General features: G+C 61.7%; 19 protein-coding genes and 1 tRNA gene. 6 read left to right on the forward strand and 14 right to left on the reverse strand.

Annotated elements, in window-relative coordinates:
• Positions 1 to 6: 6 nt before the first annotated feature.
• Complete coding sequence (locus tag ACFFNA_RS25875; protein WP_378922686.1) at positions 7 to 2,286, reverse strand: hypothetical protein; 2,280 nt, start codon at positions 2,284 to 2,286, stop codon at positions 7 to 9.
• Positions 2,287 to 3,385: 1,099 nt separating this feature from the next.
• Positions 3,386 to 3,631, reverse strand: a complete 246-nt coding sequence (locus ACFFNA_RS25880; protein ID WP_378922688.1) for a hypothetical protein — start codon at positions 3,629 to 3,631, stop codon at positions 3,386 to 3,388.
• A 365-nt stretch (positions 3,632 to 3,996) separates the two neighbouring features.
• Between ACFFNA_RS25880 and ACFFNA_RS25885 the strand changes: the two genes are divergently transcribed.
• The 3 genes from ACFFNA_RS25885 to ACFFNA_RS25895 are packed head-to-tail and all read left to right on the forward strand — an operon-like array spanning position 3,997 to position 4,923.
• Positions 3,997 to 4,290 (forward strand): helix-turn-helix domain-containing protein, encoded by a 294-nt coding sequence (locus ACFFNA_RS25885; protein ID WP_378922690.1) that lies wholly within the window; start codon positions 3,997 to 3,999, stop codon positions 4,288 to 4,290.
• Positions 4,291 to 4,302: 12 nt separating this feature from the next.
• On the forward strand, positions 4,303 to 4,641 hold the full coding sequence (locus tag ACFFNA_RS25890) for a hypothetical protein (protein ID WP_378922692.1): 339 nt from the start codon (positions 4,303 to 4,305) through the stop codon (positions 4,639 to 4,641).
• Between the two features lie 39 nt (positions 4,642 to 4,680).
• Positions 4,681 to 4,923, forward strand: a complete 243-nt coding sequence (locus ACFFNA_RS25895) for a hypothetical protein (protein ID WP_378922694.1) — start codon at positions 4,681 to 4,683, stop codon at positions 4,921 to 4,923.
• Positions 4,924 to 4,932: 9 nt separating this feature from the next.
• Here ACFFNA_RS25895 and ACFFNA_RS25900 read toward each other — a convergent pair whose 3' ends face one another.
• The 8 genes from ACFFNA_RS25900 to ACFFNA_RS25935 all read right to left on the reverse strand — a co-directional run bounded on the left by ACFFNA_RS25900 (position 4,933) and on the right by ACFFNA_RS25935 (position 10,758).
• On the reverse strand, positions 4,933 to 5,259 hold the full coding sequence (locus ACFFNA_RS25900) for a hypothetical protein (RefSeq protein ID WP_378922696.1): 327 nt from the start codon (positions 5,257 to 5,259) through the stop codon (positions 4,933 to 4,935).
• A complete protein-coding gene (locus tag ACFFNA_RS25905; RefSeq protein ID WP_378922698.1) occupies positions 5,256 to 6,017 on the reverse strand; it encodes a hypothetical protein in 762 nt (253 codons plus the stop codon). Before ACFFNA_RS25905 ends, ACFFNA_RS25900 begins: the two co-directional genes overlap by 4 nt.
• An 87-nt stretch (positions 6,018 to 6,104) precedes the next feature.
• Positions 6,105 to 8,762, reverse strand: coding sequence for an AAA family ATPase (locus ACFFNA_RS25910; protein WP_378922700.1), 2,658 nt, complete (start codon positions 8,760 to 8,762; stop codon positions 6,105 to 6,107).
• Positions 8,763 to 8,861: 99 nt separating this feature from the next.
• Positions 8,862 to 9,110 carry a hypothetical protein gene (locus tag ACFFNA_RS25915; RefSeq protein WP_378922702.1) on the reverse strand — a complete coding sequence of 83 codons (249 nt, stop codon included), beginning with the start codon at positions 9,108 to 9,110 and terminating at the stop codon, positions 8,862 to 8,864.
• Positions 9,111 to 9,241: 131 nt separating this feature from the next.
• Complete coding sequence (locus ACFFNA_RS25920; protein ID WP_378922704.1) at positions 9,242 to 9,439, reverse strand: helix-turn-helix domain-containing protein; 198 nt, start codon at positions 9,437 to 9,439, stop codon at positions 9,242 to 9,244.
• Positions 9,440 to 9,769: 330 nt separating this feature from the next.
• Positions 9,770 to 9,844: transfer RNA gene (locus ACFFNA_RS25925), tRNA-Glu, on the reverse strand.
• A gap of 91 nt (positions 9,845 to 9,935) precedes the next feature.
• Positions 9,936 to 10,343 carry a VOC family protein gene (locus ACFFNA_RS25930; protein WP_111544423.1) on the reverse strand — a complete coding sequence of 136 codons (408 nt, stop codon included), beginning with the start codon at positions 10,341 to 10,343 and terminating at the stop codon, positions 9,936 to 9,938.
• A 31-nt stretch (positions 10,344 to 10,374) separates the two neighbouring features.
• A complete protein-coding gene (locus tag ACFFNA_RS25935; protein WP_111544424.1) occupies positions 10,375 to 10,758 on the reverse strand; it encodes a fimbrial protein in 384 nt (127 codons plus the stop codon).
• 26 nt (positions 10,759 to 10,784) lie between these two features.
• Here ACFFNA_RS25935 and ACFFNA_RS25940 point away from each other — a divergent pair, with 26 nt between their 5' ends.
• Together ACFFNA_RS25940 and rpoH are read left to right on the forward strand one after the other, a co-directional pair.
• A complete protein-coding gene (locus ACFFNA_RS25940; protein ID WP_378922706.1) occupies positions 10,785 to 11,840 on the forward strand; it encodes an RluA family pseudouridine synthase in 1,056 nt (351 codons plus the stop codon).
• A 213-nt stretch (positions 11,841 to 12,053) separates the two neighbouring features.
• Positions 12,054 to 12,965: an RNA polymerase sigma factor RpoH gene (gene rpoH / locus ACFFNA_RS25945; protein WP_378922708.1), complete on the forward strand. Its 912-nt coding sequence runs from the start codon at positions 12,054 to 12,056 to the stop codon at positions 12,963 to 12,965.
• A 171-nt stretch (positions 12,966 to 13,136) separates the two neighbouring features.
• Here the strand turns inward: rpoH and ACFFNA_RS25950 are convergent, their stop codons facing one another.
• The 4 genes from ACFFNA_RS25950 to ACFFNA_RS25965 form a co-directional block, all read right to left on the reverse strand.
• Positions 13,137 to 14,036: an MBL fold metallo-hydrolase gene (locus ACFFNA_RS25950; RefSeq protein ID WP_378922764.1), complete on the reverse strand. Its 900-nt coding sequence runs from the start codon at positions 14,034 to 14,036 to the stop codon at positions 13,137 to 13,139.
• 222 nt (positions 14,037 to 14,258) lie between these two features.
• Positions 14,259 to 14,918 carry a peroxiredoxin gene (locus ACFFNA_RS25955; protein WP_111544427.1) on the reverse strand — a complete coding sequence of 220 codons (660 nt, stop codon included), beginning with the start codon at positions 14,916 to 14,918 and terminating at the stop codon, positions 14,259 to 14,261.
• Between the two features lie 222 nt (positions 14,919 to 15,140).
• Entirely contained in the window at positions 15,141 to 15,506 is a 366-nt protein-coding gene (locus tag ACFFNA_RS25960; RefSeq protein WP_111544428.1) for a cell division protein ZapA, read from the reverse strand.
• Between the two features lie 18 nt (positions 15,507 to 15,524).
• Entirely contained in the window at positions 15,525 to 15,797 is a 273-nt protein-coding gene (locus ACFFNA_RS25965; RefSeq protein WP_095089347.1) for a DUF4164 domain-containing protein, read from the reverse strand.
• A 261-nt stretch (positions 15,798 to 16,058) separates the two neighbouring features.
• On the opposite strand from ACFFNA_RS25965, the gene tkt reads away from it, so the two are divergent.
• The gene (gene tkt, locus ACFFNA_RS25970) at positions 16,059 to 18,050 is read left to right on the forward strand and encodes a transketolase (protein ID WP_378922711.1); all 1,992 of its coding nucleotides are present in this window, start codon (positions 16,059 to 16,061) and stop codon (positions 18,048 to 18,050) included.
• Positions 18,051 to 18,146: the final 96 nt, after the last annotated feature.

The raw sequence follows: 18,146 nt of genomic DNA on the forward strand, positions 1-18,146 counted from the left end.
AATAGTTCAGCGCTGACCTGCATACATCTGGTCCTGCTGCTTGTGCAGCGTCTGCGCATAGGCCGTGGCGTCGGCAGCGCTATCGAAGACACCAAGATGCTTCCCGGTCTTCCGGTAGAGCGCAATCGCCCCTTCTGCCGTTAGCTTCACCCCGCTCGGCGAGATGGTCGGGATCAGGATTTCTTTGCCGTCCTGCTCGAATGACATTGACCGAACCGTGCTGATCGAACCGTCATCGTTCTTCACCACGGGCCGATGAGCCAGATCGATGTTGCCCGGATCCAGCAAGCCGACGATTTCGGCCGTCGTGGCGCCAGCGTGCCGGTTACCAGCCGGATCGTAGAGCGTTCCGCCGGCCTCTGCCGCCGAACGCAGGCCGGCTTCACCAAAGCTGATCTTTCCGCTCCGATTTGTGGCGTTTCGGATCAGATCGACCGAATGCGGCTCGATGAACATGTCGGCCAAGGTTTTCAGGTTGTTGCGCAGCGCGGCGCGCTTCACTACGTCGCCAGCTTTCGTCCAGGACGTTCCCAACGACTTGACCAAGCCCGTCGCGATGCCGACTGGCGATGCTGAGCCGGCCAGGTCGGCATTCATCGATCGGTTGAACTCCGTGGCGCTGCCGATCTGCTTCCGCCTGCCAGTGGCGTGCAGCACGTCGAGGAGATCGGGCATCGAGACGGCGGCCTGCGGACTGGTCTCCCGCAGCACCGCGTCGAGGATTTCCTGGCGCGTGTGGTTTCCGGCGACATCCTTGTGGAACTTGGCGCCCGCGAAATCCCTCACGCCTTCCTGCGTCTCGGTGGCAGCCTTGCTGTAGCGGTCGGCGAGGTTCTGGCGCACGAGCCCGCGCGTGGTTGCCGGATCTTCAGCAACAAGTCGGCGGGCGGCGTCTGCGGCTTCACCAGCGGACCCTGTGAGCGGATCGTGAGGCAGAAGGGCGTTGCCGGCGCTCGCTGTGTCTCGTGCCGCCGCCACGCGCCCAACCGGGCCTTGCTCCAGCGGGTTCAATTCGGTTCGGCGAAGTGCCTCTTGCGTGGCGAGCGCCTGAGCGTACTCGGGCGAGGCCGTGGTCGCGGCGTTGCGTGCGTCCGCCGCTGCGGCCCTGCTCCTGCCTGCCAGTTCGGGGCCGTAGAGCGGGTTTGCCACATTGGCGAGCGCTTCGCCGCGCGCGATTAGGTCCTTCGTCACGGCGTCGATCACGCCGATGGAGTTGTCCGGCAGTCCGGCGTAATCCGGCGCGAGCTCGGCGTTGCCGCGCAGCCGCGCGAGGCCCGCGGCGAAGCGCGGGTCGGCGGCGATCGGCGCGAACTGCGCCTGCGGCACAACTTGTGGCCGCGCCGGGCCTGTAGGGCTGACCGGGCCGGTGGCGTCGTAGAACGGGCGGGTTTGCGCGTTGATGCCTTGGCGTGTCTGATCGATAACGTTGCCGGCGGCTTCGGCCGCTGACGGACCAAGCGTGGACGGCTGTGGGTGCTGCGGCGCGATCTGATCGAGGACGTTGCCGACTGCGCTGTCGACTTGCGCGGGACGCTCGGCGAAGAACGGCGCTGTCCTCGCCCGCCCATCCACGCTGCCCTCGACAACACGCAGCAGGTTCGGCAGCGCACTGGCGCCGTTGGTGGCCTGGGCGATTGCCTCCGGCCCGGTGAGCCTAATGCCGGTGGTGTTGTCTTGCAGGCCGAGCGCGCGCCGCCAGTCAGCATCGGTCATTTCGCTCGTGGCACGACGGACCACGCTCTCGGGGGCGTTGTAGGCGCGTCCAGCGGCGGTGCCGGCATTGCCGAATAGCGCGCCAAGAAAGCGCGAGACGCCTTCGTATGGCGTGCCCTCTGTGGCTTGGCCTGCCCCTTCAGAAATGACCGCCGGTGCGAGGACGTTGCCCGTGAGATCCTCCGCAATATGCCGAGCCACCTCACGGCCGGTCCCTGCGAGGCGGGCGGCCTTGCTGGGCAACCCGCCGGGCGCCACGAATTCGCCGATCGTGCCAGCGTATTTGCCAGCGGTGGTTTGCGGCTTGTGCAGCACGGCGTCCATAATCTCGCGGGTACGGTCTTGGGCGGCGTATGGACCTTGGCGAACATCGACGGGTTGGCCGGCAATCGCGCTGAACGTGGAGTTCACAATTCCGGTCAAGGGATTGATCAGGAAGTCCTTGAAGTGATCGTGCTCGGGGCCGGGAACCGCCGGGTCGAGCCCGAGCGCGGAACGCACCGGACCTTCGGCCTTGTCGAACAGCCAGCTACCGATACCTTCGCCCATACGGTTGAGGGTGATCGGCGACATTGCTGTTTCAGCCAGCCCGCGCGGAACGCCCGAAACGAAGGAGAGCGCTACGTCCTTGATGGCTGACGGCTTGCCGGCGGGCTGCGAAGGCGGGCCGCCATACGTCTCTGACATAGCTTTCGCCATCACGTCATCGGACGTGCCGGCAGGGAACTCAACTATGGAGCCGTCGGGGGCCTTGATCTGCTGGACTGGAGCCGCTGGCAACGCGTATTTCGTCCACGGTCCAGTCGCCGCAGGTGCGGCCGGCAACCGTGGCAGTCGATCGCCTTTGGTGGCTGGCGGGTCGAACTGGTCGAACACGTTGGCCGCCGGCTTGTCGTCGGGGAAGCCCGCCCACGGATCGATGGCGGTTGGGGCCGGCTGCACGACGTGAAAGCCGGGCGGGATGTCAGATGATTGGTATTTTTCCCAAGGCTTGCCTGGCATCGGAACCTCCGTCCATTCGAACCATCGATGCGCGCGAGCAGTGCTCTAGCGATACGCGATCAGGATGTGTTCGGTTGAGATACGGGCGAGCCCGCGGCGGCGCGGCTGCCCGAGGTCCGCGAGTGTTCCGGCGACACACAATTTACCGGATTTGCGCGAAGATGACCAGCCTTTTGGCTGCCTGCATGAAGCCCAACTCGCGTCAGACAGAACGTCCAAAAGTTCGGCAAAATTGCAAATTTCTTCGACCATTCGCCGAGATTTCGGCCGCGTGATTGGGACTATGCCGCGGGGTGGCACCCGGCCTGGCCGGCAGGCGGCTGCCACCCGGTCGGCAGCCTGGCGCGCCTGGCCGATCGCGTCGCGTCGTTCGCACCGGTACAGTCAGCGTCAATCGCAGGGGTCGCATTTGACGCCCGCCAGGGCAGCGAAAACCGTGACAACTGCATTATTGATACTGTTTCCGCCTCAGCTAATTCAAAGGCTTGGGCATGCCGCTTGGTAGCGCCTTGGTAGCAAGGCAAGATTTTGGTGCCGTTTGGCTCCCTGCCTGCCCCATAGAGCTCGCCCGCTTAGGACGGCACGCGGGAGGTGCGTTAATCGACAAAAGAAAGGCCCGCTGCCATGCGCAGCGGGCTTTTGCCGTTCCTGTCGTTGGCGGGGAATGCCGTTACCCGACCCTCGCCGCCCGCTCTGCTTTTGCCGACGCGAGAGCAAGCCGCATGTGCTCCACCCACATCTGCTCATGATGTTTTTCGATCTCCTCAACCGCGCCGACTTCAGCAACGATCGTGATCGTGACCATCTCTGAGAACCCTGCCAGAGGAGCGCATTCAAACGACCAATCGGACTTCGTTTCGATCATCGGCTCGGTCGTGGCTACGCACCTGGAGGCGAAATTAATAACTTCACACATGCTGTGCTCCTTAAGCCGTTTTTCGAACGGCGGGTTTGCGTCCGGGGCCGAAAAAGCCGCACAGCGTGGCCTCTGCGTGCCTTTGGGCTTTCGCCTTGGACATTCGCGCGCAGACCCCGGACAGGAAGAATTTTGAAAGCTATGCACTAAGGTCTTTCGAACCTGTGAGAAGATTAACACAGCACATCCTAGCGTCAATATTGTTTAATTGCTGTTGATCATTATTCCGGCGATCAACAATGATCAACATACAATCAACAACCACCCTTTTGTAATTGCACTATGACTCCACACTTATTTAATTGCATGGTATGTAGGCACCCTAACGTGGACAAGGGAGCGAGTTGATGGCCCCTGGAAAACTCTTGACCCAGGATGAAGTCGCCGAACGGCTTCGGTGCTCGCCATCGAAGGTGAAGCGCCTTCGGATCGCAGGGCTGTTGGCTTACCTCCCCGGCCGGCCTGTGTTGATCGAAGAGGCCGATATCGAAAAGTACCTGGAAAGTGTCAAACGTCAGGCTCGACCCGCTGTCTCCAAGAAAAAGGAGAAAGGCGCCAAGCCCGAGCTGGAGGAGCCAGGAGTTCTTGCGAAGCGCATTTGGCTAGCACGTCAGAATTTTCAACTCGATAAGCAAAGCAGGCAAGGCAAAGACAAATAGGGAGTCCCAGAGATGAATACGGCCAAGTTTTCACATTTGGAGATGCATCAGCCAGGCGCCGTGCACTGGATGTCGCTGCATTCCTATGAGATTCCAGAGGCCGAGGTACCTATGGCTTTGATGCAGGTCATTGTATTCACAGATGAGTTGCCGCGCTGGCATATGTGGGTCAGAAAATTGAGAAGCGAACACACAGACACACCGGGGATAGACTTCTTACATGTTTGGAGCGTCGAAATTAATCACCGTGCAAACAAAGGGAAACCATCAGCGCTCCATATCTTGAACATCCAGTTGCCGTTCTCGTTAATGGCAAAATCAATGGAGACATACCGGCGAGGTCTGGATTGAAATCGTATAGGTGCCGACATTCAGCGAGGCGCGATTGAGATGTATCAGGCCGCGACAAATCCCGCTGTTGTCATTCCATTGGCACTCTGCGCCGTCTATTTCCTATGGGTGTTTTTCGCGCCGGGTTGGGCGATGCGTCGGGAGATCGCGCGGTACGAGCGAATGGACGTTCGCCGGGAATACGAACGCGGGCGACTGGCTGACGCGCTGGCGCCGTTGGAAACGCGCATTGGCGCCGATGAGACCGAAGCGGCCATCGATCGCTACACGGACGGGCGCTAAAATCTCGGCCTAGTCGAAGGCGCTGCTGCCAGCATCGAAGGAAGGTTCCTCCGCTTCGCGCGCGGCACGCTTCAGCCGATCGATTTCGGCTTGCAATTCATCGCCCGACATCTCGCTCGGATCCTTCGATTTCTTACCGGCCGATGATCGATCGACCAGCACACCATTTGCGCGAAGCAGCGCCACGCCTGCGGTTGCAACTGCCGGGGCGGGCGACTTCTCGTCTTTGCAAACGCGGATCAGCCCGTTGACGGCCGATTCCAGCCCTTCGGTTCGCAACCTGCGGTCGACGCGTTCGAACAACTGCTCCGGCGTTTCGTTGTCTTCAGTGCTCATCCAAATGCTCCAGGATCGTTGGTCTTCGCCATAGCGCGAGCGAGTTCGGCCTTTCGATCGGCGATCAGCCTTTCCAATTCTGTCACCTCGTCGCTCGGCGCCGGTCGTGATCGTGGCTGTTCTGACAGCATCTTCCGCACCGCCGCTCTTTGCTTCCGCTCGGCCTTGGCCCGCTGGCGCGCCGCGGCGGATCCGGGTTTGTGTGCCCGTTGCCACGCCTCGTGGCGTTCGCGCTGCTCTGGCGTCATGGCGGCGACCCGCTTCACTCGCTTCGCCGCGGCGCGCTCTAGCGTGCTCAGCTTCTTGTTGAGTTTAGTCATTGCGCCTGGCGTGTCCCGTTGAGGCCAGACCGGACGGTGCCAATCCTTACCCTTTCCGGTCTTCCCGCCGTGGCAGCGGCATCGCCCGTTTGCCATCGCGAGATTTTGACAGGGCTCTCCATCGCGTTTTCGGGCGGCGCCACACCGCGGCTGTAAATGCCGGGTGCGGTTCCATCGAATGATCGAAGCGCGGCCGACGGCGATCTGCGCCGCGCTGCCCCGCCAGCCGCCGCCTGGCCGCTTCGGCGTGCCGGCGCCCTTCACGGCCGATCTCCAGTAATGCGCCATTGAGGTATCGAAAATGCCGCCGGACGCCTGCGGGTTGGGTCGGGCTTGTCGGCCCGAAAACCCTCCCGTAGGGAGACAAGCACCGACAAGCCGACAAGCATTGAAATCATTGAGTTTTTTCGGAGCTTGTCGCTTGTTGCCAACCGACAAGACCGACAAGCTCCGCCGACATACATGTTATGCCATTGTTTTTGTGTAACTTTTCGCTTGTCGCCGACAAGCCCACCGACAAGCCCGTCAAGCATTTTCGCCTCCTGATGACGGCAATTGGATTTCGCGCTTTAACCACCAGGGCGCCGTCGCATGTGCCTTCTTTTGGAGCGCTCGTATCTGGACAATTTGTCCGCCACGATCGATCGAAACGCCTTCGCCAAACAAAGCCAGCGTCACCATGCCCGTGATTGCCGGCCGGTGTTTCGCGGTCGTCAGTCCGTCCTGGCGAAGTTTCTCGGCGACAGGTTCCAAGATGCTCGGAAGCTCACACTCGTCGAACTGCATCAAAGCATCAACGATCCTGGCGATGTGGCATGCTTTTTCGGACGCCATTTCTTTCCCGGCAGTGGCCTTCGAGCGGGCCGCCACGTCGACGAGTTCCAGCACCGGCGCATAATCACCTTCAGCCTTCAGGCGTTCGGCCGGATCATCAGCAAACAGTGCGGCCGCGACGCCGCGAGGAAAGCCGCCTCCATTGTTGACGGGAACACTCAACCGGCGAAACACGGTAGGTTCAGTCGGCTTGCGATGGTGGGACACCTTGGCGTAGTCGAGCCGTATCCATTGATCGCCCGGCGATACGCCCCACGCCTTCTCGTCGTCGGCGCCAGTGACGTTCGTCAGGGTGAAGGCGCTTCGAACCTTGCCCACGGCAGCAAACGCGCCGCGGCCGGCGCCCATGTCGCCGCGGTGGTCGCGGCTGCCCTTGCTGGTGTGATGCAGGATTTGAATGCAGCAGCCATGTTTGGCCGCGATGTTGGCTACCTCCTGGAGAAGAGCGTTGACATCGTCGTTGCTGTTTTCGAGGCCGCCCGACATAAGGCTGACTTGCGGATCCAGGATGACCAACAGGGGCCGGTGTTCGGCAATCCTCGCCTCCAGCAGATCAGCACCCGGCGCGCGGCACAGCGGTTTACGCACATCCGGGCGGTGCAAGATCGACAGGGTCTCGCCGTCGACACCAGACCACAAGATGACGTTGTGCTTCATGTCGTCGGGTTTGAGCCCGAGATACTGCTGGCACGCGGCAAGACGGCGCTCCATTTCGTCTAGCCGGTCCTCGGCGTTGTAGATCAGAACAGGGCCGGCCCGGTGCAGGAGCTCGTGACTTTCGCCGTTCGCGCCGCGGAGCACATCGCCTTTTCCTGTGGCGACGATCACAGCATCTCGAACAGCGAAGGTCGATTTGCTTATCCCCGGTTCGCCCACGCATTGCGTGACATCGCCGATCGGCAGGCGCGGTTCGATCAGGTATCTGCGGACCGGGAGGGTCTTGGGGTCGACTAGGCCGCCGACGACGGAAAGACCGCGCGGCCGTTCGAAGTAGATGGCGGCCAGGTCTTTTACCAGCCGATAGTCGGCGCCGCCGTGTGCTTGGCTGGCGATGTGGGGATATGAACCGTCCGTGTAGATGATCGCCTTGTTTCGACCGCCGCCGTACTCGGGCTCGATCGGATCGGCGCACGTCTTGCGGTGAAACTGCGCAGGGTCGGCCAGGATCTGGTCGACTGTGACCCATCGCCCATCATCAAGACCGACGCGAAAGCCACCCATCAACTCCGATCGCTCAACGGCGGCAGCCACGATGCGTTCGGCGACTGCATGCGTCAATCCGCTGGTGGTGTGTCGCTCAATCTCAGCTTGGCGATAGGCTGATGAAATTACTTCGGCCCGCTCTGCGCACGACTGCTTGATCGCTTCAATGCGGCTGGCGAGCTCGACCTTCTCAGCTTCGGACAGCGGCGGCAGTTTGGTCGTATCGCAAAAGCCGCCCGCCGGATTGATGATGCGCGGTTCTCGGGCGCCTGGTGTGTATGCAAGGCGGTTGTCGTCGAGAATTGCGTCGGCCTCGTACCAGAGCCGTTCCGGTCCCTTGGTGGCGACCTTGTCGATCAGAGTTCGCACCGAAATCGCGCCGCTCTTGGAGATGAACGGGAAGCCGTAGCCGGCCAACACCAAACGATCGAAAAGCCTGTCGGCGAATGCGGCAACATCCGTTCCATCCAACACGAAAGCATAGCGGTGCTGCCCGGAATTTGCCCCCGTCGATTGGCGGGTGGCGGCGTTCCGAACGCCAGTCGACGAAGACGGGCGCATGACCGTGCAGGCTTCGGCGAAGGCGGGAAAGACCTCCACGAGCACGCCGGTGATTTCGCCTGGAGTGTCGCGCACGCGCTGCTTGATGTCTTCCGGCCAATCCTTCACATCGAAATCCAGCCCGAGCACCGCGGGTCCGGTTTGGTGCGCGAAGAATGATTTGCCGCGGCTGATGGCGTCGGGGGCGTCCGACAGCATAGCCTCTGTTACGACGATGGCGGCTTCCTTGCCGTCGGGCGGCGGCACGAGCACCAGTGCTTCATTCGGTCCCAAAGAAGATAGAACGGCAGAATACGCCGTGGCGATGTCTGACGCGGTGCCAGACACTTGAACGCGCCGGGCTTGCCCCCTAGACATGCCTGGACTGCGTGTGCTGACCGGCTTGCCGGTGGCGTCGACGCTGAATGTCTTCGTAAGCGCTCCGGCGCTTTCCATGACGGTGAACGACAGGTCGCGCGTCTCTGGTCGGGCGATCGTGTCAGGAACAAGCTCGATGACCTTTGGCGCGTCCGTACCTTTTATCGACGCTAAGTACTGTTGGAACTTGTCAACATCGCGTTGTGGTATTATATTACCAGTATCCATTATTCGACCTTCTCGCCGGCTCGCGTTTCCAGACGCGGCCGGCGTTTCTGTTTCGTGGGTCCAAGGTCGATTGGTCGTCGTCAGGTAGAATTGCGGGCGCTAACCCGTTACCGCGTGCAGGTCCGCATAGCCGGGTTCACCCGCCTTGGGCGTGAACCAGTAATACTGATCCATCAGGCGTCGAAACTCGGCACACTCGCGAAGTACCTGGAGCGCTGCCCGAACGTTGGGGCCTGTGTTGGCGCGCTTTTCAGGCTCCAGCTTTAGCGGGATCTCGAAAAACATGTCGCCGGGCAAGCCTTGTTCGTTGGCACCGCGCGCGACAAGCCATTGCATACCCGGCACCATGGCCTCGCCTGGCTGGAGCTCCGCAACAGTCGCAGGCCGCAGATCGCAGAATACAGGCGGACGATCCAACATTTCAGGCCGACTGTGGTTGCGACCGCAACGACGTTCACGGCGTGAGCGAGACGCGACTGTCAAGCTGCACCCGCGCAGCTTTCGAGGAATGCTTCTGCGTCGGCACGGCGCACGAGTGTTCGTCCACCGATGCGGGTTTTCTTGAGATCGCCCGCACGAAGCAGGCGCCAAACGGAGGCGCGGCTTATGCGGAAAAACACAGCCGTTTCGCTTACTGTCAGAACGGCAGGTGAATTGCTGGTGTGCTGGATACCCATGGATGACCTCGGTTCGGAGCGATCCGCTCACGTTGATTGGCCAAAATCCGAGACATCCGTTTCAACAGTTTCATATGCGGCCAGTTGTTCTATTACAATATCGGGCTGAAGCATATAAGTCAACTAAATCAACAATTTATAAAAATTCCGACATACAAATCCACTTAACGCATTGATGATCCTAGTTCAAATCGGCTTTTGACCGCCGGGGAGCACGCCCTCGAACGTCGGCTGCTCCAGATTGCACGATCCACCCACGCCAGACCGATTGCAAAAGCAACGAATTCGACAACGAATTTCAGGGCTTGTCGGTTAAATGCTTGAAAAGCTTGGTACGCCCAAGGGGAATCGAACCCCTGTTCCCGCCGTGAGAGGGCGGTGTCCTGACCGCTAGACGATGGGCGCGTTCAAGAACCGGCGATATAGGCTGACGGCTGGGAAAAAGCAACTGGGGTTCGGGTGGCTTTGTCGTATCGAGGAAAAGCCGGCCGCAAGCCTACCGTTTCGGCTCGATCAGGTCCCAGAGATTGCCGTGGAGATCCGCAAAAACGGCCACCGTGCCATAGGGCTCGAAGCGCGGCGGCTCGCGGAATTCGACGCCCTTCTCCAGCATCGCCGCGTGGTCGCGGGCAAAATCGTCGGTTTCGAGAAACAGAAAAACCCGGCCGCCGGTCTGGTTGCCGATGCTTTTGCTTTGTGCCTCGTCGGAAGCCTCGGCCAGAAGCAGCCTCGCGCCCTGCCCGTTGGCCGGCGCCACTGTGACCCAGCGCTTGCCGGCGCCGAGATCGACATCCTCGATGAGCAGGAAACCCAGCCGATCAACATACCAGGCAATCGCCTCGTCATAATTGGCGACGACCAGCGCCACGGTCGCGACACGACGGTGCTCGGCGAACCCGGTCATCCCTGAGGCTTACTCATTTGTTGCGCCCCGCTCATTTGTTGCGGATTGCAAAACGGCCGATCAGACGGCGCTCGGCGATATCGTAGATGAAGATCGTGCGGCTGCCGTCGGTGAGTTCGGCGTCGATGGAGACGCGATTGTCGGACAGCGACTGGCTGACCACCTTGGCGCCGACCGGCAGCACGATGTCGCCGCTGACCGGCTCGCCGGCCGGCACCTGGATGTCACCGGCCAGCGGCGGGTTCGCCGGCGGTGCGTTGCGCGCTTTGTAGACAAGGGCGCCGATCACCACCATAAGGGCAAGGAACAGCAGGCCGAGATTGATCCCGACGAAGCGGACGAGTTTCCTGCGCACCTTTTCGACCTCGGGGTCGAGCGGTTTCTCCTGATCTTCCTCGGCAATTGGGCTGGCCATGGCAAATAGTCCGGAACGGTTTTTCAATGAGCGCTCATAGCGAAGAGGCCCCTGAATTGATAGAGGACCAATTCAGAGAGGCAGCCCCCACCGTGCTGGTGGCGGGCGCGGATGCGGCCGGCCAGCGCCTCGACCAGTGGCTGGCGGCCAGCCTCGGCCCGGATATGTCGCGCAGCCGCGTGCAGATGCTGATCAGGCAGGGCGCGGTCTCGATCGACGGCAAGCCGGTCGACGAGACCAAACGCAAGATGACGCCGGGCGAAAGCGTCTCGGTCGCCATGCCGGAGCCGGAACCGGCGGAGCCACAGGGCGAGAACATCGCGCTCGATGTGCTCTATGAGGATGACGAACTGATCGTCATCAACAAGCCGGCTGGCCTTGTCGTGCATCCCGGCGCCGGCAATTGGACCGGCACGCTGGTCAACGCGCTGATCCACCATTGTGGCGACAGTCTTTCCGGCATCGGCGGCGTGCGCCGTCCGGGCATCGTTCACCGCCTCGACAAGGAGACCAGCGGCGTCATGGTGGTCGCCAAGACCGACCGCGCCCACAAGTCGCTGTCGGAAGCCTTCGCCGATCACGGCCTGACCGGCGATCTCGAACGCGCCTATCTGGCTTTGGTCTGGGGCATACCGCAGCGGCCGACCGGCACGGTCGACGCGCCGCTCGGCCGTGCCGCCGACCGCGTAAGGCGTGCCGTGGTGCCGGGAGGACGCGACGACGCCCGCCATGCCGTCACCCACTTTGCCGTGCGGGAACGCTTCGGCGTCGATCAGCAGGAGTTTGCCACGGCGAGCCTGGTCGAATGCCGGCTCGAGACCGGCCGCACCCACCAGATCCGCGTCCACATGGCGCATATCGGCCATCCGGTGATCGGCGACCCCGACTATGGCCAGGCTTTCCGCACCAAGGCCAACCGGCTGCCCGAACCGCTGAAAGGCCAGGTCAAGGCATTTTCCCGGCAAGCTTTGCATGCCTGGCTCCTTGCATTTCGCCACCCGGCTACCCATCTAACGATGCGGTTCGAGGCGCCGTTACCGGGGGGCATGGAGGAACTCGTCGGCGGCTTTCGCAAGCTCTGAACCTGGTCACCAACAAGCTTCAAGCTAGCCATCAAAAAACCTGACTGGTATTGTTCACTTCAGCGTGACACACTGTTTCGTGTTGAACAAACGCCTGTCTTTTCTGGTTTTGTTCCTGTATAAGATCTGATGTCGCGGGCGAGCCTTTTGGTGCTCGCGTCATATGCCCGCCGCGTTTCGGGGGCATCACTCCAATAGAGAGGGGGCGCTATCATGGCCCAGTCATTACCCAGTATCGTTTCCGGCGAAGGCGGCCTCAGCCGCTACCTGGAAGAAATCCGCCGCTTTCCCATGCTGCAGCCGCAGGAAGAGTACATGCTCGCCAAGCGTTATGCCGAGCATGAGGACACCTCCGCCGCGCACAAGCTCGTCACCAGCCACCTCAGGCTCGTCGCCAAGATCGCCATGGGCTATCGCGGCTACGGCCTGCCGATCGGCGAAGTGATCTCGGAAGGCAATGTCGGCCTGATGCAGGCCGTCAAGAAATTCGAACCCGAGCGCGGCTTCCGCCTCGCGACCTACGCCATGTGGTGGATCAAGGCCTCGATCCAGGAGTACATCCTGCGCTCGTGGAGCCTGGTCAAGATGGGCACGACCGCCAATCAGAAGCGCCTGTTCTTCAACCTGCGCAAGGTGAAGGGCAAGATCCAGGCGCTGGATGACGGCGACCTCAAGCCGGACCAGATCGCCGAGATCGCCACAAGGCTGAACGTTTCCGAAGCCGAAGTGGTGTCGATGAACCGCCGCCTGTCGGGCGACGCCTCGCTCAACGCCCCGATCCGGGCGAGCGAAGGCGAATCCGGCGAATGGCAGGATTGGTTGGTCGACGACCATGAAAGCCAGGAAGAGATGCTGATCGAGCAGGACGAGCTGGAAAACCGGCGCGGCATGCTGTCGGGCGCTCTTGCCGTGCTCAACGAGCGCGAGCGGCGCATCTTCGAGGCCCGTCGCCTCGCCGAGGAGCCGCTGACCCTGGAAGAGCTGTCGGCCGAGTTCGACATCAGCCGCGAGCGCGTGCGCCAGATCGAGGTGCGCGCCTTCGAGAAGGTGCAGGACGCGGTCAAGGCCGCCGCCAAGCGCCAGACCCAGGCGCTGCGCACCATCGAGGTGCAGCCGGCGGCGTAAGGCCAGCTTCGGCAGCGAACCACAAAGGCGGCGTCAGGAAACTGACGCCGCCTTTTTTGTGCCCAGCGGCCGGCAGGAAGCTCGATTGTCGGTCAAAGCAATTCCAGGAAAAGTGTGTAGCGGTTTTCCGTCCGGAATTGCGTCAAAACAAAGAGATAGAGCGCCGTAAGTTCAAAGTGAGTCCAGCGGAAATTTCAGATAGCGCCGGCCATTGGCTTCCGGGTCCGGCAGCCGTCCGCCATTCATGTTGACCTGCAGCGCATGCAGGATCAGCCTCGGCATCGGCAGTGTCCTGTCGCGGGTCTCACGCAGGGCGACGAAATCAGCCTCGGTGCGCGCGGCAACAAGGTGGATGTTGCCGGCCTTCTGCTCGGCGACCGTGCTTTCCCACAATGGCTCTCGTCCGCCGACCTGATAGTCATGGCCGACGAAAACGCGCATCTCGTCCGGCAATGCAAGGATGTCCTGGATCGAGTGCCACAGCCGCGCGGCACTGCCGCCGGGAAAGTCCGCCCTTGCCGTGCCGCTGTCGGGCACGAACAGCGTATCGTGGACGAAGGCGGCATCGCCGATCACATAGGTGATCGAGGCCAGCGTGTGCCCTGGGGAGAACAGCACCGTGACCGGAAGGGTGCCGATCCGGAAGGTTTCGCCTTCCCTAAACAGCCTGTCCCATTGCGAACCGTCGGCGGGAAAATCCGGCCAGTTGTAGATCGCCTTCCAAAGTTTCTGGACGTCGACGATCCTCTCGCCGATCGCCGTGGGCGCGCCGGTCTTCTGCTTCAGATAGTGTGCCGCCGAGAAATGGTCGGCATGCGGATGGGTATCGAGGATCCACTCGATGCTCAGCCCTTGCTCGCTGACGAAGTCGAGCAAGACGTCGGCGCTCTTCGTTGCCGTGGCGCCGGACCTCTCGTCGAAGTCGAGGATCGGATCGATGATGGCGCATCGTTTCGTCGCCTGGTCGGCGACGACATACTGGATAGCCCCTGTCGGCTTGTCGTAGAAGCCGCTGACCTGCGGCCTGGCCAAAGCTACGTCCAATTTCGGCTTCCCCAAACCCTGATGCATGTCGCCCAAAAGTGCCCCCGGTTTTGGGAGAACGACATGCATAAAAACAAAGACCTAGAGCGCGTCGTCTGAATCCGTTCAGACGCGACGCGCTTTGGTCGGCAGGAATGATTTTCTCTGCCGGCACCCGAGGGGAGCATGGTTGTCCCCCCGTGTGCCCCAGTCAAGTATCATTTCGCTCGCAGCGGCGAGAAAGCCAAAAGCTGTTCCGAAGAAGCGCGGTCAGGCGGATGGCTGCTTGGTCTTCCTGAGATAGGGCAGGATGGTCTCGTAGGCGCCGAAACGCTTGATTGCATCCTCGTTGGAGACGGCGGCGGTGATGATGACATCCTCGCCCTGCTTCCAGTTCGCCGGCGTCGCCACCTGGTGTTTGGCGGTCAGCTGCATGGAATCGACCGCGCGCAGGATCTCGTCGAAGTTGCGGCCCGTGGTCATTGGGTAGGTAAGCACCAGCTTGATCTTCTTGTCCGGCCCGATGACATAGACCGACCGCACGGTGGCGTTGTCGGCGGGCGTGCGGCCCTCCGACGTCTCGCCGGCGCCGCCTGGCAGCATGTCGTAGAGCTTGGCGACCTTGAGGTCCTTGTCGCCGATCAGCGGATAGTTCACCGAATGGCCGGTCGCCGTCTTGATGTCGTCCTGCCATTTGCCGTGGCTTTCGACCGGATCGACCGAAATGCCGATGATCTTGACGTTGCGCTTCCTGAACTCGCCTTCCAGCCCGGCCATCGTGCCAAGCTCGGTCGTGCAGACTGGGGTGAAGTTCTTCGGATGACTGAACAGGATCGCCCAGCCGTCACCGATCCATTCATGGAACTTGATCGTCCCTTGCGTGGTCTCGGCGGTGAAGTCCGGCGCGATGTCGTTGATACGAAGGCTCATGGCACATCTCCCCTGTAACAAACTCGCCAGCAGAGAGGGCGGGCGGCAAACCATGCCGCCATCAAGGCACCCGCGCTCCGGCTTAACTCTATCTTAGCGCAAAAATTGCGACGGCGAGATAATATGAAACTCTTGTCGGCGGCGGAACGAGCACTTTCGTACTGCCTGCGGCGCCACTGGCGCACGAGAGCTTTTGGCTGGGTTGGAAGGGCCGCGTGCGGCTCAGACCTTGTTGACCGCCAGCGTCGCCGTCAGATCTTCCATGCGCTGTGCCAGCGCGCCAAGCGCATTGGTGAGCACGCCGTCGTTCTTGTCGGCCTTGGTCAACGCGTCGTCGCGCGTCTTGCGCAAGGTCAGCACTTCGCTTTCCATGCCCTTGACGCGCTTCTGCAACTCCGAGAGTTCGTCCATCACCATGATGCCGGCCATGACGGTCAGCCGCTGGTCGCCGATCTCGCCAAATGACTCCTTCAGATGCGAGACATAGCGGTCGAAGCGTTCGGCAAGATCGATCAGATGCTCTTCCTGGCCTTCGTCGCAGGCCATCCGATACTGCTTGCCGTCGATGGAAACCGTGACTTGTGCCATGAGCCTACCTGTCCAGCCCTATCTGTCCAACACAGCGCGGATGGTTTCCATGGCGGTCACCAGCCGTCGCGACACTTCCTTGTTGGCGTCTTCCAGCCTTTCGGCGCGCGCTTCGGAATTGTCGAGTTCTTGCGCCAGCCGCGAGCGGTCGGCGTTCATCCGCTGCACCTCGGCCTCGGCTTCCGAGTAATCGCGTTCATGCTCGAGCTTGGCCGCGACGGCATTTTCCAGCCCCTCTATGGCCTTACCCAGCCTGGAGATGACTTCCTTGAGCGTGGTTTCCCCGGTCATGGCCTTCGTCCTGTGCCCTGCCCATCACCGAATCGTTCGCGTTCAGAACGCGTTATCCGCGAAACATTAGGCACCGGGTGAAGGCAACGTCAACAAAGCTCTCGCGACTGTCCCCTGCTAACGCTAATGTAGGCCCGCCGCCGGCATCACAAGACCGGCAAATGCGCACCGGTTTGTTGACTAAAAGCCCGCGCCTGCTATGTGTCGCGCACCCTTTTCAAGGCTCTCCCAAGCCCCCAAACTCCCACCTCTGGAGGAACCATGACGTCGCGTGAACAACATGACCGGATGGCCAATGCGATCCGCTTTCTCTCCATGGACGCCGTCGAGAAGGCTCAATCCGGCCACCCCGGCCTGCCCATGGGGTGCGCCGACATCGCCACGGTGCTGTTCACGCGCTTCCTGAAATACGATCCCAAGGCCCCGCACTGGGCCGACCGCGACCGCTTCATCCTGTCGGCCGGCCATGGCTCGATGCTGCTCTATTCGCTGCTGCATCTGACCGGCTATGAAGACATGACCATCGACCAGATCAAGCATTTCCGTCAGTTGGGCTCGAAGACCGCCGGCCACCCCGAATATGGTCACGCCACCGGCATCGAGACGACGACCGGCCCGCTCGGCCAGGGTCTCGCCAATTCGGTTGGCTTCGCGCTCGGCGAGCGCATCATGAACGCTGCCTTCGGCAACGACCTCGTCGATCACTACACCTATGTGCTGGCCGGCGACGGCTGCCTGATGGAAGGCGTCAGCCAGGAAGCCATCGCGCTTGCCGGGCATCTCAAGCTCAACAAGCTGATCGTCTTCTGGGACAACAACAACATCTCGATCGACGGTCCGGTGTCGCTCGCCGACAACACCGACCAGGTCGCCCGCTTCCAGGCCTCCGGCTGGAACGCCAGCCACATCGACGGCACGGATCCGGAAGCAATCGCCTATGCCATCGAAGCCGCCCGCCATTCCGACAAGCCGACGATGATCGCCTGCAAGACGACCATCGGCTTCGGCGCGCCGACCAAGGCCGGCACCAACAAGGCACACGGCTCGCCGCTCGGCGCCGACGAGATCGCCGGCGCGCGGAAGTTCTTCAACTGGGATTCGCCGCCCTTCGAGATTCCGGCCGACATCCTCGACGCCTGGCGCACCGCCGGCAAGGCCGGCGTCAAGGCACGCACCGACTGGGAAGGCCGCCTCGCCAAGGCCGATGCGAAGCTGAAGGCTGAGTTCGAGCGCCGCCTCGCCGGCAAGCTGCCGTCCAACTTCGACGCCGTCATCGCCGACTACAAGAAGAAGCTCTCCGCCGACAAGCCGAAGGTCGCCACCCGCAAATCGTCCGAGATGGCGCTGGAAGTCATCAACGGCGCCGTGCCCGAGACCATCGGCGGCTCCGCCGACCTGACCGGCTCCAACAACACCAAGACCAGCCAGACCAAGAACATCACACCGGACGACTACGGCCAGCGCTATGTCCACTATGGTATCCGCGAGCATGGCATGGCCGCCGCGATCAACGGCTTGACGCTGCATGGCGGGCTCATCGCCTATGGCGGCACCTTCATGTGCTTCTCCGACTACGCCCGCCCATCGATGCGGCTTTCCTCGCTGATGGGCATCCGCTCGATCTTCGTCATGACCCATGATTCCATTGGTCTGGGCGAAGACGGCCCGACCCACCAGCCGGTCGAGCATCTGGCGGCACTGCGCGCCATCCCCAACCACAATGTCTTCCGTCCGGCCGATGCGGTGGAAACCGCCGAATGCTGGCAGATCGCCCTAGAATCCGAAAAAACGCCTTCGACGCTGGCGCTGACCCGTCAGAACCTGCCGACGGTGCGCACCGAATTCTCGGCCAAGAACCTGAGCAGCCAGGGCGGTTACGAACTGGCCGCCGCCAGCGGCGAGGCGGCGGTGACGATCTTTGCCACCGGCTCGGAGGTCGAGATCGCACTTGGTGCCCGCGATTTGCTGGAAAAGCACGGTCACCCGACTCGCGTCGTCTCGGTTCCCTGCTTCGAACTGTTCGACAAGCAGAGCGACGACTACCGCAAGAAGACGATCGGCAACGCGCCGATCAAGATGGCGATCGAAGCCGGCATCCGCCAGGGCTGGGATCATCTCATCGGCTCCGACGGCATCTTCATCGGCATGACCGGCTTCGGCGCCAGCGGCACCATCGAACAGCTCTATCCGCATTTCGGCATCACCGCCGAAGCCGCCGCCAAGGCAGCGGAAGCCCGCTTGCACAGCAAGTAAGGTCTTGCATGTCGCCCAAAAGTCTATCGCGGTTTTGGGAACGACATGCAGAAACAAAAATGCTCCGGCGAAACCGCGCAAAGCGATTTCGCCGGA

This window comes from Mesorhizobium kowhaii (assembly GCF_042431665.1).
GTDB lineage: Bacteria > Pseudomonadota > Alphaproteobacteria > Rhizobiales > Rhizobiaceae > Mesorhizobium > Mesorhizobium kowhaii.

Coding starts and splice junctions, on each gene's coding strand:
- ACFFNA_RS25875 (WP_378922686.1), bottom strand. CDS start 2,286: ATGTCGCCGATCACCCTCAACCGTATGGGCGAAGGTATCGGTAGCTGG.
- ACFFNA_RS25900 (WP_378922696.1), bottom strand. CDS start 5,259: ATGAGCACTGAAGACAACGAAACGCCGGAGCAGTTGTTCGAACGCGTC.
- ACFFNA_RS25890 (WP_378922692.1), top strand. CDS start 4,303: ATGAATACGGCCAAGTTTTCACATTTGGAGATGCATCAGCCAGGCGCC.
- ACFFNA_RS25960 (WP_111544428.1), bottom strand. CDS start 15,506: ATGGCACAAGTCACGGTTTCCATCGACGGCAAGCAGTATCGGATGGCC.
- ACFFNA_RS25940 (WP_378922706.1), top strand. CDS start 10,785: ATGAGCGCTCATAGCGAAGAGGCCCCTGAATTGATAGAGGACCAATTC.
- ACFFNA_RS25955 (WP_111544427.1), bottom strand. CDS start 14,918: ATGAGCCTTCGTATCAACGACATCGCGCCGGACTTCACCGCCGAGACC.
- ACFFNA_RS25910 (WP_378922700.1), bottom strand. CDS start 8,762: ATGGATACTGGTAATATAATACCACAACGCGATGTTGACAAGTTCCAA.
- tkt (WP_378922711.1), top strand. CDS start 16,059: ATGACGTCGCGTGAACAACATGACCGGATGGCCAATGCGATCCGCTTT.
- ACFFNA_RS25930 (WP_111544423.1), bottom strand. CDS start 10,343: ATGACCGGGTTCGCCGAGCACCGTCGTGTCGCGACCGTGGCGCTGGTC.
- ACFFNA_RS25950 (WP_378922764.1), bottom strand. CDS start 14,036: ATGCATCAGGGTTTGGGGAAGCCGAAATTGGACGTAGCTTTGGCCAGG.
- ACFFNA_RS25915 (WP_378922702.1), bottom strand. CDS start 9,110: ATGGTGCCGGGTATGCAATGGCTTGTCGCGCGCGGTGCCAACGAACAA.
- ACFFNA_RS25880 (WP_378922688.1), bottom strand. CDS start 3,631: ATGTGTGAAGTTATTAATTTCGCCTCCAGGTGCGTAGCCACGACCGAG.
- ACFFNA_RS25965 (WP_095089347.1), bottom strand. CDS start 15,797: ATGACCGGGGAAACCACGCTCAAGGAAGTCATCTCCAGGCTGGGTAAG.
- ACFFNA_RS25920 (WP_378922704.1), bottom strand. CDS start 9,439: ATGGGTATCCAGCACACCAGCAATTCACCTGCCGTTCTGACAGTAAGC.
- ACFFNA_RS25935 (WP_111544424.1), bottom strand. CDS start 10,758: ATGGCCAGCCCAATTGCCGAGGAAGATCAGGAGAAACCGCTCGACCCC.
- rpoH (WP_378922708.1), top strand. CDS start 12,054: ATGGCCCAGTCATTACCCAGTATCGTTTCCGGCGAAGGCGGCCTCAGC.
- ACFFNA_RS25895 (WP_378922694.1), top strand. CDS start 4,681: ATGTATCAGGCCGCGACAAATCCCGCTGTTGTCATTCCATTGGCACTC.